This is a genomic window from Cellulomonas uda (assembly GCF_006538705.1).
Taxonomy (GTDB): domain Bacteria; phylum Actinomycetota; class Actinomycetes; order Actinomycetales; family Cellulomonadaceae; genus Cellulomonas; species Cellulomonas uda.
In genome coordinates this window covers 21,179-37,237 of sequence record NZ_BJLP01000028.1, presented here as the reverse complement: position 1 = coordinate 37,237, position 16,059 = coordinate 21,179, and the positions used below count along the sequence as shown (strand labels likewise).

Here is a 16,059-nt window from a genome sequence, read left to right as displayed (position 1 = left end):
GACCGCACCGCGGTCAGGTCCCCGGCCATCAACGGCTCCCCACGACCGGCAGGTACAGGTAGACGCCGAGTACGTCGACCGGTGTCTGCGCACGCACGCGCAGGCCCTGGCGACCCGCGCCGGCCCCGGCTCGGACCCGGCGGTGGCTCTCCAAGAGCTGCCCGGCGCGCTCCTGCGCGCGGGCGTCCAGCGTGGCGCCGAGCGCACTGACCCTGGTCAGTGCAGCCGAGACGAGATCGCGTGCCTGGTCGGAGGGCACGTTTGCCTCGGCGGGCGCGGCCAGCAGGTCGGCGACCTCCTGCGGGCTGAGGAGCTGCGGGCTGTCCGGTTGCCCGCGGAAGGCGATCACCTCGCAGTCCTCGGCGATCAGGGTGCGCGGGCCGTCGGCCGTCGGGAGGTCGAGGTGGAACCGGTAGCGCAGCAGGAGCGCCGTGGTCCGCGCATCGACGTGGCTCGTGCGGACGACGCCTGCGCGGCGGGCGGGTGCTCGACGGTTCGTCGTCGCCGGGTCGAGTGCGGTGTCGAGGACGTACCGGGCGACGGCCTCGACGCTCGGGTCCGTGCGCGTCAGCAAGGCGTGCCGCCGAGGGACCGGCAGGTGCCGGTGGAACGGCAGCGGCGAGGCATAGCCCGCGGGGAGCGCGTCGCGCAGACCGGGCGCGAGGGTGTCGGTCACGGCCTCGAACCCGTCGGTGGCCGGGCTCACCGACGCGCCGAGCGCGCGCAGAGACTCCTCGACGAACGGCTCGATCTGCGCGTGGGAGCCGAGTGCCGCACGGACCTCTGCGACCTCCTGCGCGACCTCGTCCGGGTGGATAGTGCCCTGCGCGTACTTGGTCCGCGACGCCTTCTCCGTCTCGGCCGCCGAGCGCCACTCGACCTCGAGTCGCCGGTCCGCTTCCGCCAGGCCCAGGTCGAGCTCGAGCTGCTCGTGGTCGACCCCGCGCAGCACCAGGCCCTCCATGAGGGCCTCCAGGAGCGAGTCCGACTGGCTCGGGACCGGCACGGAGACGCCGGTGGCCTTGCTGATGGCCTGGTGGCGACGGATGAGGATGTCGAGCACCAGGCCGTCGATGCTGTTGTCCTTGCCGTAGATCGTGACCGCCCGCACCGTCGGGGCGGTCTGCCCGAAGCGGTCGACGCGGCCCTCGCGCTGCTCGTGGCGGGTCGGGTTCCACGCGAGGTCGTAGTGGACGACCGCCTGGAAAGCGTCCTGCAGGTTGACGCCCTCCGAAAGGCAGTCGGTCGCGACCAGGACGTGCCGGGCGTCGGTCGCGGTGAGCGTCCGGATCCGCTCCTGGCGCTCGGCGGGTGGCAGCGTGCCCGTGACGACGGCGACTTCCGCGGTCTTCTTCAGCGCGTCCGCCAGGTGCTTGCCGACGTAGTCGGCGGTGTCGATGAACCGGCAGAACACGATCGGGTCGAAGCCATCGGCGAGAAGGCCCTTGACCTCCTTGATCAGGGTCGCGAGCTTCGCGTCCGCGGCCGGGCCGAGCAGCGACTCCGCCGTCTGGGCGAGCGCGCGCAGGCGGGTCCGCTCCGACGACGTCGTGGTCTCCGTGTCCTCCGTCATCGCGCCGGGCGTCACGTCGACGGCCTCGACGGCCTCGTCGTCCGCGGCGTCCAGGACGCTTGCCCGACCGAGCGCATCGGCCTCCGCGATGTCCGCAGCCTCGGCGGCCGCGGCACGCATCCGCAGCGTCGCGGCCGCCGCGGCGGGCGATGAGGCGAGCGTGCGCAGGAGCGCGAGCACCGACCACCAGCGGACCCGCTGGCGCACCGACCCGTCGTCGGCGCTGCGGACCTGCTCGCGCGCGTAGTCGAGCACCTTGGTGAACAGCGCGCGGTACTCGGGCTTGAGCGCATACGCGACTTCGCGCAGCTCGCGGTCCGACGGGAACTGCGTGTCCTCGTCGAGGTAGCGGCGGATGTCGCCGCGTCGGCGCTGAACGAAGTGACGCGCGAGCCGCTCACGCCCCCGCGGGTGGTCGAGGTCGATCGTCGCCAGCTCCGGGTCGAGCAGGCCGACGAGGTTGCGGAAGCCCTCGTCCTTGCCGGAGTGCGGCGTGGCCGTGACAAGGATCAGGTGTCGCTTCGGATCGCGCGCCAGGTCGACCAGCAGCTCGTGGCGGCGGTGGCGCTGTCGGCCGCTCCCGGCCGACTCGTCGGAGACGGCGGTGTGCGCCTCGTCGACGATCACCAGGTCGGGGCAGTGGTTGAGGAACTCGGCCCGGTGCCGGTCGGACTTGATGAAGTCCGTGGATACGACGACGTGCGGGTACCGGTCGAACAGCGACTCGTTCATCATCAGGTCGCGTTCGAGGCGACGGACGGTCGACGTGAGCACGAGCTCGGCGTCGATGTGGAACTTGCTTGCGAGCTCGGCCTGCCACTGCTCGGCCAGCGCGGGGCTGCACAGCACGGCGAGGCGCTTCGCGTCGCCCTGCGCGAGCAGCTCCGCTGCGATGAGGCCGGCCTCGACGGTCTTGCCGATGCCGACGTCGTCTGCGACGAGCATGCGGACCGTGTCCTGCTTGAGGGCCATCAGGAGCGGGACGAGCTGGTAGGCGCGCGGCTCGACGGCAATCCCGGCGAGTGAGCGGAACGGCCCGGCCGACGAGCGGAACCCGAGCTGGAGTGCGGTGCGCAGCAGTCCCGCGCTGGTCGCGTCACCGAGGTCGTCCGAACTTGGCAGCGGGTAGGTCGCGTCCTCGACCCGTTCGAGCGCGGTGTGCAGGCCGGCGACGTCGTCGTTGCCGCCACCGAGCGGCCGGAGCAGCAGGAACTCCTGGTCGCTGTCGGGGAGCACGACCCACTCGCGTCCGCGGGCGCGCACCAGGGAGCCGGGCGCGTACGTCGTCGTGGTCATGGGGTGTGCTCCAGATCAGTTGCGGGTGGTGCCGAAGACGGACGGGTAGCGACCGACGACGGCCTCCCAGGCGTCGTCGTGCCGGACGCGGATGACCATCCAGCCGAGGTCCTCCAGGCGTTCCTGGGCGTCGAGGTCGCGTGCCTGCTGGGCCTCGCCGTCATGCACCGGTCCGTCGACGAACACGGCGACCGGCCCGGTCGGCAGGTCGAAGACGAGGTCGGGACGGGCCTTGGCCTCCGTGACGTCGACCTGTGCACGGTCGGGCAGGCGGTAGGAGTGCTCGTCGAGCCACGTCACGAACGTCCGCTCCAACCCCGAGTCGGCGAGCGCCGACAGCGAGTCGCGCTGGTCGGCGCGAGACCGGCCGCCCGCGCCGGTGCGCACCTCGGCCCCCGCGAGCTCCAGCAGCAGGTCGCGCACGAGGTGACGGTCGATGAACGCGTGCTCGTGCTGGTTGCCGTAGGCCAGCAGGCACTCGTAGCAGGCGAGCTCGCAGCGCTCCGCACCCGGGCCGGCGTCGGGCGCGTGCCCTAGGTCGGCGCCCGTCTCCGGGTCGAAGTGCGCGATCTGGAGCGCCTTGCGCGCCACGCTCGCCAGCGCCGTCTGCTCGCTGACCAACCGTCGCAGCGCGCCCGCGCCGCCCTCGGCGGCTTCCGTGAACAGCATCCGGCCGCGGTGGTCGAGGTCGGGCAGCCGCTGCGACTCGAGCTCGGAGTCCTCCAGCTGGAAGACGGCTTCGGCGCCCCGCTCGAGCGCGTAGCGCAGGGTCGTGGCCGCGGCGTCGTCGAGCGGCCGCGCGAGCCGCAGCAGCAGGATGTTGCGCCGGTCCTCGACGTACGGGATGACCTTCAGGACCGTCTTGGCGTCCTCCAGCGAGAGCAGCGCGTCCGCGTCCACCGTCGCGTCGGCGGCGTCCTTCTTCTGTGCCCACCGCCCCGTCGCACCGTCGAGGAAGAAGCCACGGTCGTTCGGGTCCTTGCGTCGCCGCCGCCCGACGTTCGCCACGCGGATCGTCGCGCTGTCACCGTACGTGAGCAGCGCGACCGGGTGACCGTCGGCGACTGCCTCGGCGTCGACCCGCCCGGGCCGGTCGCCGTGGTCGTGGAACCGGTAGGAGACCTCGAGCTCGAAGCCGGCGCGGCGGCGCTCCTCCTCGTCGCTGCTGATGCGCTCGCGGCGACGCGTGAAGACGGTCTGGAGGCGCAACAGGTTGTACGTCTTCAGGCCGAGCTGTACCCCGCACGAGTCGCACACGTCGGCACCCTGGGAGATCGGGTGGTGGTAGCCGCACGCCTCGCAGCGGCGTGCCTCCTCGGTGTCCGGCTGACCGGCCTGCTCCGCCGAGCGTGGGAGCTGCACGCGCTCGACCTCGTAGCGGGCGCCCTCGTGGTAGATGAGCGAGCCGGGGCCGAACTCGCTGATCGCCAGGAACCGGGGACGCTGCAGGTAGTCGCCGTCGCGCTTCCCGCGACCGCCGGGGATGTACGCGGCCAGCGGGAGACGCGGGAAGGAGTACCCGGGCAGGAAGCCCTCGGAGGCGAAGTAGCGGTAGGAGTAGAAGTCCGTCTGGCCGTGCTCGGAGTCCTCATTGCGCAGCAGCGCGAGCTGGTTCTTCGACTCCCACGCCCGGCGTGAGGCGGCGTCCTTCTCGAACCGTGGGGCCCGCGGGTCCACGGCCAGCTTGGACTGCGCGTGGTACTCCGCCAGGGCGGTCCGGTACAGCAGGCGCCAGCGCTCCAGGGCGGCATCGAACGCCGTCGGTGCGCCGCGCACCTGGTCTGCGACCCAGCCGTCGTACCACCACAGAACCTGGTCGGCATCGTCCCAGGCCTTGCGCAGCTCGTCGATCACGGCGTCGGCTCGCACGGCCGCCCGGCGCTGGACGTCGGGCTCGGTCAGCGCGCGCCACACCTGCGGGATCACGTCGAGCGTCGGCTGCTCGCCCGACGCGTCGACGATGTCGGTGATGCGCGACTTCAGCGACTGGCCGGTCTCCGCGAGCCAGACCGCGTGTACGTGCGAGCGGACCAGGTCCTCGTTCGCGAGGTCGAGACGGGGCGCCGCGACCGACCCCGCGACCATGTCGCGCGAGTTGCGGAAGTAGTAGGTGTCGTGCGCGTTGCCGGTCGCGCAGTACGTCACGACGAGCGCGGGCTGCCCGCTACGGCCCGCGCGGCCGGAGCGCTGCGCGTAGTTGGCCGGGGTGGGCGGCACGTTGCGCAGGCCGACGGCGTTCAGGCTCGCGATGTCGACGCCCAGCTCCATCGTCGGCGAGCAGAACAGCAGCGGCAGCGTGCCGTCGCGGAAGTCGTGCTCGCGCTCCTCACGCTGTGGACCGGGCACCTGGGCGGTGTGCTCCATCGCGTGCAGACCGCGCAATCCCGCGGCGACCTCCTGGTAGAGGTCGACGAAGAACGGGTTGACGCGGATCACGGCCTCGCTGTCGGTGCTCTTGCGCAGCGGGTCCTCGGCGCCCTTCGTCCCGTCACCGGCGCGCCAGCGGATCGCCGAAGCCTTGAGTCGGTAGCCCGGGACGCCCTCGACCTCGTCGGCCTCCGTGAGCAGGCCACCCTCGTCGCACAGGACACGAAACATGTCCCGGATCACGAGCTCCGCGTCGTCGGTGCTCAGGTCCCGGCCGAGCGCGGCATCCCGGCGCAGGTACCGTCCGAACGCCGATCGGCCGGAGACGAACAGGTCGTCCCGCCCCTTCCGCTTCGTCGTGCCCCGCGGGTAGACGACGCCCGCCGCGACGACCCTCTCGTCATCCGGCAGCGCCCACTGGCCGGTCAGATGCTGACGCGAGTCGCGCTGGATCTGCTCGAAACCGAGCGGCGTCAGGCAGTCGACGTCGACCGCGAGCACGCGACGCATCTCGTGCAGCAGGATCGCGCACAGCTCCTCGCGCAGCTGGGCCGGCGCGTCGCGCAGTCTCGGGTGGGTGCCGGTCCAGATCTCGTCGGTGGCGGCGATCTCCGGCAGGTCGACGTAGGCGACCTTGAGCAGCCCGGTCTGCTCGAGGTTGGGCATCGTGATGCGCCAGCCGCGCTGCAGGTCGGCGTAGATGCGGTACTCGATCACGGCGCGCAGGGCGCGCTGCGCCGACTCCTTGGCGGAGAACCGCGCGTCGGGGTTCGCCGCGAAGTCCGGCATCTGCAGGTTCAGCGCATCGGTGACGCGCTGGGACACCACCTCGTGCGTCAGACCGTCGGGCTCGTCCGCGAGCGCCCGGTAGAGCGCGCCCCGCAGCTGCGAGATCTGTACGAAGTCGTTGAAGTGACCGGCCTGGAGCGATGCGTCCTGGCGGTTGTCCACGAACGTGAGCAGCTTACGGGCGTCGGCCGGCAGTTCGCCCGGACTGAGCTCTTTGAGCGAGCGCACCACGCTCGCCGCGACGACCGTGACCGCCGACGAACGGCCTTCGCGGTCGAGCGTGGCGAGCTTGGCGTAGTCGTTGCCGCGGACCTGCTCGTACGAGACGCGGCACCGCATGCAGAAGGCAAACGGCGTCGAGACGAACCATGCGCGCAGCCCAGCACCCGGGGCCGTGGTGGAGCCGTCGGGCGCGATCCAGACCTCGCTCGGCAGGTACTTCTGCTTGGTGTCCAGCACCACGATCGCCCCGGACGGGTCGGTCGTGAGCCAGTGGTCGGGGAGCCGGTTCTCGAGCACGGGGTCTGCGGGCCAGGGCAGATCGCTGGACACGTAGAGGTAGCCCGTGACGGCGTCGCCCCCGGATGCGTCCGCGTCCTGGCGAGGCACGAAGGCCTCCCGCCCACCGGCCGTCTTGGCGACGACCAGGTACTCCTGTCCGCACTCACGGCAGAACCCGAGCGGGAGCAGTGCCTTGCTCGCGTCGCCCGGCACGCGGAGCTGGTAGGTGCTCGTGATGTAGCGCTCGTCCTCGGGCTCGAGCGAGACGTAGACGGTGTCGCCCTTCGAGAGGAACTGGTGCAACCGGAACGCGAACAGCGGACGATTCGTCGACGGGTGGCGCGCATTGGAGCCGACAAGCAGGACCGACTGGATCGCCGCGGCAGCCACGGCCACGTCGACACCCGTGCGTTCAGCCAGGCCGGCAGCGGCGGCACTGACTGTCGTCGGCTTGCGACGGATGAGCCGGCCGCTCTCGGCTTCGGTGTCGAGGCCGAACGTCGTCTCGACCCATCGGGCCAGCGGCTCGCGCGCGAGCTCGGCGTAGCTCATCCCTGCGAACCTGCCGACACTCCGGAGCGAGCCCGACAGCTCGGCGTCGGTCGTCGGCCCGTGCGACGTCGCCCTCGTCAGCGACTCGCCGATGACGCTATCCGGCGTGACCTCCGAGCCGAACAGTCGCGTCGCGACGTCGGCAACCGTCGACTTCTGCTCGGCTACGGACCCGCCCGACGCCATCGTCGCCGAGGTGCCGATCACTTGGAGGTTGTCCGACGCGCACGCGTCGCGCAGGCGCCTGACCAAGAGCGCCACGTCCGCCCCCTGGCGCCCGCGGTAGGTGTGGAGCTCGTCGAGCACGAGGAAACGCAGGCCGTTCGCGGCGCGGATCAGGTGCAGGCGCTCGTCGGGCCGGGTCAGGACCAGTTCGAGCATCACGTAGTTCGTCAGCAGGATGTCGGGAGGGTTCGCCAGGATCTCGCGCCGCCGCTCCTCGGACTCCTGGCCCGTGTACCGCGCGAACGCCACGGGTTCCTGCCCGGCGGGGTAGCCGTAGCGCAGGAACTTCTCGAGCTCGAGCGTCTGGGAGTTCGCGAGGGCGTTCATCGGGTAGACGACGATCGCCTTGACGCCCGGCACCGGAGAGCCACCGGCCGTCGCTCGTTCGCGGAGCACCGCGTCGACGATGGGCACGATGTAGGCCAGCGACTTGCCCGATCCCGTACCCGTCGTCAGGGTGTACGACTTCCCGCTGCGGGCCGCCTCGATCGCCTCGCGCTGGTGGCGGTGCAGAGTGAGCGTCGCCGACCCAGGATCGTCCGCATGTTTCTTGACGCGGAAGATGCGAGCGTTCTCGGGGTGCAGGACTCCCTCAGCGACGAGGTCGGCGACGGTTCCGCCGGTCTCGAAGCTCGGGTTCAGGCTGAGCCACGGATCCGGCCACTGCTCCCCGCCGTCGAGGAGCTTGGTCACGTGCTCGGAGATGCGCCGGTCTCGGACCTCGACGGTTCCCGACGTGAAGCTCCGGTAGTCCGCGATCAGTCGGTCGCGAATCCGAAAGACGTCCACGGCTCTGTGACTCCTCGTCGTCGGACTACGGCGAATCGAGTCTGCCACCGACTGCCGGGTCCGTGGGGCAACCGTGCACGCCACGGGCGAATTGCGGTGTCTTCCGCCGGATCCAGGAGGGCCCGATCGCGGCTGACTGCGGGCTCCCGCCGGTCGTGCGCGGCCCACAGTCACAGTGCGAAGCGCGCGTGTCGCCCCACCACGTCGACGTGCCTGGGCGATATCGTCGCCGCAGGAGGGGCGACGATGGCGGCACGGCAGCGGCTCACCGTGTTCCTGTTGGAGGGCGTCGAGGAGTTCACGGACGCCCTCGATGACGAGCGCACGCCCGAGCTGGTCGCGCTCGAGCCGGCCACCGGAGTCGACGGTGCCTTCTTCTGGGAGTCGCGCCCTCCGAGCCCACCCCCTTGGGTGGGTTACGTCCGACCTGCTCTGACCCAGCTTCCTCCGGCATTGAGGACGTCGTCGGCATCCGGTCTGCTCGTACTGCGCGCCGCAGGAACGATCTTCGCGATCACGTTCGGGTACGGACGTGGCTTCCTGGACCAGTCGCGAATCGTCCGTCAGTTCGGCCTCAAGGTCGCACTCAACACGATCGATCCTGAACACTTGCGCAGCCTCGACACGAAGGCGTTCGAGAGCATGGTCGTGGCGAAGACCACCCAGGCGAGTCGCACGACGGATCTCAGCGCGTTCGGCGTCGACATCGCGCGTGACATCCTGCGGGCTGTCACGGGCAGTCCGAGGGAGGAGCGTTTCGGCAGGACGATCGCTGGCGCGGACGCCGTCGTGCTGAACCTCCCCGGCACCGTCGCCGACCTGCCCACGATCTGCGGAGACCTGCTCGACGCGTATCGGTCCGAGTCGTACAAGGAACGATTCGGGTGGGTCGACGACCTCTCGATCGTCCAGGACCGCGACCGTATAGCGGAGCTTGACGACCGCGTAGTCGACGAGCTCCGCACACGCGACACGACCGCGACGCATCTCGCGACGCCGGACCCTGTCAACTGGGACGAGATCGACAGCTTCGCGATCACCGGTACCCACCCGGCCGAGTACGAGGACCTCGATCTCGACCGCTACCTCGCCGACCTCGAGGACGGCGACCTCGCCGCCTTGACGCCAGCACTTCTGAGATCTCGGAAGGTCAAGGTGCGCTACACGCGGTCGTCGAACTGGGACGCGCGATGGCCGCTCTACCACGCTCTCGTGAGCGAGCAGGAACTGGACGGCGCCCTCTACGTCCTGATCGAAGGGCGGTGGTTCGAGGTCAGCAGGAGCCTCGCGGATCGCGTCGACCAGTTCGTCGGCCGGCTCGACTCCTCGCCGCTGACATTCCCTGCTTCGCTGCCCGGCGAGACGGAGCCGGAGTACAACCTGCGTGTCGCCGCTGTCGACCCTGAGCGACGGCTGTGCCTCGATGCGAAAGTCCTTCGCCCTGGCGGGGCGACCACCGGCATCGAGTTCTGCGACGTGCTCACGTGCGACGGCGTCATGGTGCATGTCAAGCGCAAGTCCCGCTCATCGACCCTGAGCCACCTCTTCGCTCAAGGCACCGTGGCGGCGACGACCTTGCTGACGGACGCGGAGTTCCGAGCGCGACTGCGTGCCGAGATCGTCAGTGACGCCGGCGACCGTGCGGGTTGGTCGGATCTCATCCCCGGGCCTGGCGAGGCTCCGGATCGCTCGGCGTTCACCGTCAGTTTCGTCGTCGTCGCGAACTCGAGTCGTGTCGGCAACAACTGGCTCCCGTTCTTCAGCAGGCTGAACCTGATGCAGCAGGGCCGCACGCTCGACAACCTTGGCATCCGCTACACGCTGGATCGCGTCGACGCCGCGTAGCGTTGGTCATCGACGCGCGCGCAGTTCCCGGGACGGTGCCCTCGACGCACGACCCACGGGGCCTGCCCCCGCTTCTGCGTGCTCTCCTCGAGTCGGTCGAGATAGGCCGAGTCAGCCGGCCGTTGGCCGAACGCGCTTGCCGGCGTGCGCCACCGGAGACGGCGTCGATCCGCTCGCTCACCGGCCGTGTCGCCCGGTGGCTTTCCGCTCGGCCACTTCGTCGGACGACCGGCGACGCGTCTGGGAGCCCAGAACGAGGGGTCGGAGGAGGTTGCCGTAGTTCGTGATATTCCAGGCGCAGCTCCTGCTGACGCCCCATCCGATGGCCAACGCAGCCACCGACACCGCCACTCCCGCAATCTGGCCCCGCGCGGCGCCCTCCGGGGCGGCTGACTACGCCAAGGCGTTCATCGTCTCGAACGCGGCATCGAGATGCTCCGCGCCCGTGCGCGTCTCGGCGACCGAGAGGCTCTCCCATCCGCCCACCTGGAGGAGCCGGCCAGGCGGCATCGCCGCCGTGTCGATCATGTCGCGGGCGAACCGGTGACGCAGCGAGTGCCGGGTGTGCACCATCGGGGTGACCTTGACCATCGCGCGTGTGCCGTTGTTCAGGTTCCGAACCTCATCGACCACCACGTACTCCCAACCGGCGTCCTTCTGCGCGCTGACGATGAGGTCGTTCAGGTTGCTCGACCACCACATCCCGCCGCGCGCGGCGGGGAACAGGAGCGCATCGGGGTTGCGTCCAGCGAGTTGTTCCTGGCGCGCGACCTCGACCCGCGCCAGCAGTTCGTCCCGTAGGTCGAATCCGTAGTCCGGCAGGATCCCGACGGGAACAGCGCGGCGCTTGCCGTGCTTGGGGAGTGCACGCCTCGACTTGCTCCCGCTGTTGTTGTCCCGCTGCCAGTCGACAGCGATCTGCCAGCCGCGCGCGACGCGGACGACGTCATCGGCCGTGAGCTGAATGAGTTCGCCGATTCGCAAGCCCGTCGCCACCGCGAGGTAGACGGCGAGTGCGCCCCAGCCCACGCGCATCTGCATCTGCTTCGCCAGAGCAACGACCTTCGAGGGCGTCGGGCAGTCTTCCTCGCCGACGTAGATGTCCGCACGCCCCTGAACTCGCACGTTCCGGTGTCGTCTTGGTCTGCGACTGGGCTGCGGGAATCGTGGGTCGAGCACCGGCGCGTTCATGGGCAGGAACTCCAGCCGCTCACGTGTGATCGCACGCGCCTCGTACGCCCAGCGCGGGAACCCGCGCACGTGCCGTGTCGTCTCTCGGACCATCCCACGGGTGCCGCACGCTGAGCGCATGAGGTCGATCGTTCGACCGTCCAAGGCCGAGATTGGCATCCGTCGCTGGTCGTCCGACAGGCCGCTGATCGCACGGTTGAGCCCTTGCCGCACCTTCGTCCAGTGGTTCGGCGTCCAGTCCTCGTCGAGTAGCTGACCGGACTTGTCACGCTTGCGGCCACCCGGCGTGGAGACGTACCGCGCAACCATCGTCGCCAGATCCTCCTGATCGTTCTCGCCCGCTGCGCGGGCCAGGTCGAGATTCAGGCGCTCGGCCTTCGCCAGGGCCGTCGCCGCGTCGAGGCCGGCGTTCGGGTACTTCCTGCGTCCGTCGCGGTCGGTGTAGATGAGCCGGTAGTAGGGCTTGCTCGCTGCGGGCTTGAGGATCGTCACTCGCCCGAGAACGTGTCCCGACGCCCGGCTCATCGGTGTGCCAATCGGTGTGCCACAGACGGGCGCGTGGTCGGAAGCGATGCGAGAAGCGCTTCGGCATCGGTCTGGGCGGTCGACGGCGCCGCGGGATCGACCGTCGGCTCGCGGAGCGTCGCCGGTCCGGCGAGGGCCGGAGTGTCGGCAGTGCCGGTGAGCGCGCTGAGGAACGACAGAACCTGGGCAGGCATCCAGTACTTGCGTCCGTTGGACGCGGCGCCGAGCCGAAACGGCGACGGGAACCCGTCAGTGGCGGCGAGCGCGCGAGCCGAACGGACAGACTGCCGGACGGCAAGGGCGATGTGCTCGATCGTCCAGATCGGGTCGCCGAAGGACGGTGGGGGCAGGGGAGTGGTGCGCTTGTTCATGCGGTGGACGGTGCGAGGCCGCGCCCAGCGCGCATGCGGAACCACAGAGTTGTGGCAAGACAGTGGCAGCCCAGCCACCGCGAAGGTGGCTGGGCTGCCGTTCCTGCAGGTCACCGCCTCACGGGAGCAGCCGTGAGGCGGGACGATCACACGTCGTAGTAGAGCTCGGACACGGACCCGTGTGGCGGTGGGTAACGGCAGGCGACGGCTGACGGGTGTTTCCGCAGGTCAAGGCGTTGCGTCTCGATGTGACGTGACGGGCCGCGAGGGGCCTGTTGCGGACTTCCTGCGGACTAGAGGTCCCGAACCGCATGCAAGCGGCGCGCGACCTCCTTGCCCTCCATCCAAGCCTCAAGCGACGAGCGCCGAAACCTGTATGGCGACCTCCGGCCACTGCCGAATCTCATCGCGGGTATCTCTCCGCGGCGCGCTAGCTCGCGAACACCCTCGGGAGTGAGCCCGAGCAGCTCGGCAGTCTCACGGACGTTCAGGACCTCTTTGCTCACGCCGCCGCACGCTACCGACCGCGGCAGACCCGGTCGCCAGGGAGGTAGTCGCTGAATCGATGCATCGCCTGCCCGGAGCGGCCGGTGCTAGCCCACCTGCACGGGTACCTCGAGAGTGACATCCTGGACGTAGGCGGCAACCTTGGAACGGTCCACGTCCTCCGCGTACACGTCTGCCGGCTCGCACTCGAAGACCCGAGCAACACCGCCGATCGTCACCGTGGCGGTGTACGTCCGCTGCGACGTTGCACCCGTGAGGGTGTTGAGGCGAGCGTCGACCTGCGTCCACGTGGTGCCGGAGAGGCGGGCGGTCACCGTCAGCTTCCCGGTCTCCAGCACGGCCCCGATCAGCGCCCGGCCGTGCTGGTAGCCGCCCTCCACCACGCGGCGGCGCCACGTCCGGGCTGGCAGCGTCAGAGCCACCAGTTCCCACGGGGTGGAGCCGATCGTCACCGGGGCGCTCGGGTGGGAGAACTGGACGCTGGCGGTCACGAACGCCTGCCCGAGGTGTTCGCCGCGGCGCGGGCGTTCCGCATGGCCGTAGCGACCCGCGTGCTGTCGATCGTGACCGGCACCGTGACGGCGACAGTCGCGTCACCGATGGCCCGCAGGAGGGCACGATCCTCCGCTGACAGGACGACGGTCATCGGCTGCGCGGGCGGGGTCATCTGGACCGTCTTGGGGACCGTCGCCTGCGCCTGGTCGGGTGCGGACGGTGAGGTGATCCCACCCTCAGCCACCGGGCGGACCTTGACCTCGACACCTGTGCTAGACGCCTTGTTCGCAGCGTCCTGCAGCGCGGCGACCACGTCCGTCCCGGAGAGCGCGGTCGTGACAGCGGAGCTCATCGTCTCCCCGATGGTCGCGCCGTACTTCTTGAGGTACTCGGCCTGCTTGGCGGGGTCGGCGTTCGCGATCAGATCCGCGATCGCGCCGGCGACTTCAGGGCCCTTGGTCTGCAGCTCTTCCGCGAGCGCACTGCCGCCCGCGGCGGCGATCTTCGCGAGGTTGTCCTTGAACGCCTTCGTGCGCTCGGCCTGCTCGTCGAGGTCCGTGATGAGCTCGTCGATCGTGAGGTTGACGTCCTTGGCGTAGTCCTCCCAGGAGTCCTTGGAGTCCTTCGTCGCCGCGGCCGTTGCCTCAGCCGCCTCGCGCTCGGCCGACTTCTTCTCGTCCAGCAGCCGCGAGTACGCGCTGATCGGATCGACGGCGTCCTTGACCGACTCCCGGAACGCCTCCTGAGCCCGAGCAGCATCCTCAGCGGCTCGCGCTGCCTCGACGTTCGAGTCAGCGAGCCCAGCCGTGACGTCGGTGTACATCTGCGCGATCTGCGAGCCGCGGTCGAGCGTGAAGTCCCTGTCCTCCAGAGCGTCCTTCGCTCGCTTCAGCGCAGCGACCTGCTCCTCATTCGCCCGGATGTACTCCGTCATCGGGCTGGCAGCCGACTTGTACGCGTCGACTCCACCGTTCAGCAGGCCGTCCTGGTACGCCTTGAGCTTCCCGGTCACAGCGTCGTAAGAGCGCTGGAGGGCTTCGGAGTCCCCGGCCATGCCGCGGGCGTAGTCGCTGAACGAGACGCCGGCCTCCCGGGCTGCGTCCGCCCACGTCTGCAGCGCGATCTTGCCGTCCTCTGCGGTCGACGCCGCCTCGCGGAGGTTGTCGATGACGTTGCCGTCGTCGAGCTTGAGGTCTCCCAGGTCGATGAGCTCACCTGCGATCTCCGCGATCTGCTCAGCTGTCTCCTGGGCCTCTTCCCGAGCTTGCTCCATGTGGGATCGGAGGATGCCCAGCCCGGCCGCGGCGGCCACGCCAGCCGCGACACCGGCGGGCCCGAAGCCAGCGAACATCTCCGCGCCGAGGCCCTGGAAGCCATCCGCGATCGAGTCACGCGTACCGTCGAAGCTCGCGGCCGTCTCGATCGCGTTCTGCCTGGCGGAGTCCTTGATCTCATCGAGACCCTCGGCAGCGCGCTTCGACCCCTTCTCGATCTCCGGGCCGACGGATCGGCCAGCCGTGTCGGCGTCCGAACGGATCTTCCGGAACGACTCCGTGAAGCTCTTCTCGATCTTCTCGGGCGCGTCCGCGCCCTCCTTGGCGACGTCATCGAGAGCGTCAGCGACACCCTCGAGGGACGTCTCCACGTCCTTAGTCCCGCGGAGGAACTCACGCACGTTCGCGACGAACGACAGATTGATGCCAGCCACGTCAGCTGCCCTTCTCTGCGGCCTCGGAGTACTTCCTGACGATCAACTGGACCCACATCGACACCACCCGCGGAGCCACCCGTGCGAACGCCGCGTACACGACCCGCCCGCCCTTCGTCCGGGCCGGCAACTGCGCCCGCGTGCGACGGGTGACCTCGTGCGGTCGACCGCTCGGAGAGATCCGTTCGTAGGTGCGCTTCACACGGCGGTCCGCGCCGAACTCGACCGCATGCCACGACTGAGCGGGGACCAGCCCTCCTCGGAGCCGACGGCGTGACGTAGCGGCCACAGCAACAGGTGGGTTCCCGGCGCTGATCCGGGCACCCTGCACGAGGACACGCGAGTCCATCCGGGACTGCGCTCCTTCAGCGACAGCGGCTCGCCACACCGGGTTGAAGATCGCCCGGGTCGCCTTGTTGATGTCAGACCGCAGCGTCCGGTCGGCTGCCTTCATCGCGAGGACTGCGGCACGAAGCTGGCGTGAGCCTCGAACCTCGATCACGCGACCGTCACCGCCCCATCGACGGGGAGCAGAGCCTCAGCCGTCGACCACTCCTCGGCGTCGCCGCCGACCTGACCCGGGGTCGCGAGGACCCGGGCCGTGACCTCGGGGCCGCCCTCGATCGGGGTGAACACGGCGTCGACGAACTCGCCGGCGTGGTCGAGGAGGTAACGCGTCAGCGACCCCGCGGTGAGGTCCTGGACGTAGCCGATCGAGCATGTCCATCGGACGCCCTTGAACACCGGCCGGTACGCGTCCGAGTTCAACCCGGGTTCGAGCCAGTCCCACACCGGCTCAGGCGTGAACGAAGCACGGTCGACCGCCGCCACGAAGTCGTCGTCCCCGATGACCAGTGTGGCGGCGGTCAGGAAGATCGGGGCGACCGGCTGAACGGCCGCCACGGGATCAGCTCGCGACCGGGTCGATGAACTGCGGCTTGCCCTGGACCCCGAGGGTCGCGGTGCCCTCGACGTACGAGCCGTCCGCGGACCCGCCGATCGCGGCGGGCGACATCGTCAGGGTCGCGGCGATCGTCGGACCATCCTCGAGCGGGAGGAAGGTGCAGTCGAACGCTTCGCCCTCGTGGTCGAGCATGAAGCGCAGCAGGCCGTCGGGAGCGACGTCCTGCACGAAGCCGATCGTGCACGTCCACGTCGCCGGTGAGACCGCCGACAGCGGGTAGCCGCTGATCGACGTCCACGGCTTCGTCGATGTGGACGGGTTGAACACGACCTGCGAGATGTGGTCGGAGTACTCGTTGTCACCGATCGTGAAGATGGCGTTGACGAGGGAGTACGGCTGAACGACGTTGATCTTCGTCATC

11 protein-coding genes are annotated in these 16,059 nt (G+C 69.9%); 1 reads left to right on the top strand and 10 read right to left on the bottom strand.

From position 1 onward, the window contains the following. Nucleotides 1-28: 28 nt before the first annotated feature. Both CUD01_RS09470 and CUD01_RS09465 read right to left on the bottom strand, forming a co-directional pair. Nucleotides 29-2,869, bottom strand: coding sequence for a DUF8741 domain-containing protein (locus CUD01_RS09470; protein WP_141320576.1), 2,841 nt, complete (start codon nucleotides 2,867-2,869; stop codon nucleotides 29-31). A gap of 15 nt (nucleotides 2,870-2,884) precedes the next feature. Beyond that, a complete protein-coding gene (locus CUD01_RS09465) occupies nucleotides 2,885-8,092 on the bottom strand; it encodes a DEAD/DEAH box helicase (protein WP_141320574.1) in 5,208 nt (1,735 codons plus the stop codon). 246 nt (nucleotides 8,093-8,338) lie between these two features. Here CUD01_RS09465 and CUD01_RS09460 point away from each other — a divergent pair, with 246 nt between their 5' ends. Beyond that, nucleotides 8,339-9,937 (top strand): DUF6119 family protein, encoded by a 1,599-nt coding sequence (locus CUD01_RS09460; protein WP_141320572.1) that lies wholly within the window; start codon nucleotides 8,339-8,341, stop codon nucleotides 9,935-9,937. Between the two features lie 393 nt (nucleotides 9,938-10,330). Here the strand turns inward: CUD01_RS09460 and CUD01_RS09455 are convergent, their stop codons facing one another. From CUD01_RS09455 to CUD01_RS09420, 8 genes are all read right to left on the bottom strand, one after another. Further along, nucleotides 10,331-11,620: a tyrosine-type recombinase/integrase gene (locus tag CUD01_RS09455; RefSeq protein ID WP_166771989.1), complete on the bottom strand. Its 1,290-nt coding sequence runs from the start codon at nucleotides 11,618-11,620 to the stop codon at nucleotides 10,331-10,333. Between the two features lie 29 nt (nucleotides 11,621-11,649). Continuing rightward, on the bottom strand, nucleotides 11,650-12,024 hold the full coding sequence (locus CUD01_RS09450; RefSeq protein WP_141320568.1) for a hypothetical protein: 375 nt from the start codon (nucleotides 12,022-12,024) through the stop codon (nucleotides 11,650-11,652). 293 nt (nucleotides 12,025-12,317) lie between these two features. Then, nucleotides 12,318-12,530 carry a helix-turn-helix domain-containing protein gene (locus CUD01_RS17390; RefSeq protein WP_166771990.1) on the bottom strand — a complete coding sequence of 71 codons (213 nt, stop codon included), beginning with the start codon at nucleotides 12,528-12,530 and terminating at the stop codon, nucleotides 12,318-12,320. A gap of 87 nt (nucleotides 12,531-12,617) precedes the next feature. Further along, nucleotides 12,618-13,022: a hypothetical protein gene (locus tag CUD01_RS09440; protein ID WP_141320566.1), complete on the bottom strand. Its 405-nt coding sequence runs from the start codon at nucleotides 13,020-13,022 to the stop codon at nucleotides 12,618-12,620. Then, complete coding sequence (locus CUD01_RS09435) at nucleotides 13,019-14,734, bottom strand: hypothetical protein (RefSeq protein ID WP_141320564.1); 1,716 nt, start codon at nucleotides 14,732-14,734, stop codon at nucleotides 13,019-13,021. Before CUD01_RS09435 ends, CUD01_RS09440 begins: the two co-directional genes overlap by 4 nt. 1 nt (nucleotide 14,735) lies before the next feature. Continuing rightward, nucleotides 14,736-15,236: a hypothetical protein gene (locus tag CUD01_RS09430; protein WP_141320562.1), complete on the bottom strand. Its 501-nt coding sequence runs from the start codon at nucleotides 15,234-15,236 to the stop codon at nucleotides 14,736-14,738. Next, nucleotides 15,233-15,637, bottom strand: a complete 405-nt coding sequence (locus tag CUD01_RS09425; RefSeq protein ID WP_141320560.1) for a hypothetical protein — start codon at nucleotides 15,635-15,637, stop codon at nucleotides 15,233-15,235. The genes CUD01_RS09430 and CUD01_RS09425 overlap by 4 nt, the downstream gene beginning before the upstream one ends. Nucleotides 15,638-15,641: 4 nt before the next feature. After that, the gene (locus CUD01_RS09420; RefSeq protein ID WP_141320558.1) at nucleotides 15,642-16,058 is read right to left on the bottom strand and encodes a hypothetical protein; all 417 of its coding nucleotides are present in this window, start codon (nucleotides 16,056-16,058) and stop codon (nucleotides 15,642-15,644) included. Between the last annotated feature and the right edge of the window lies 1 nt (nucleotide 16,059).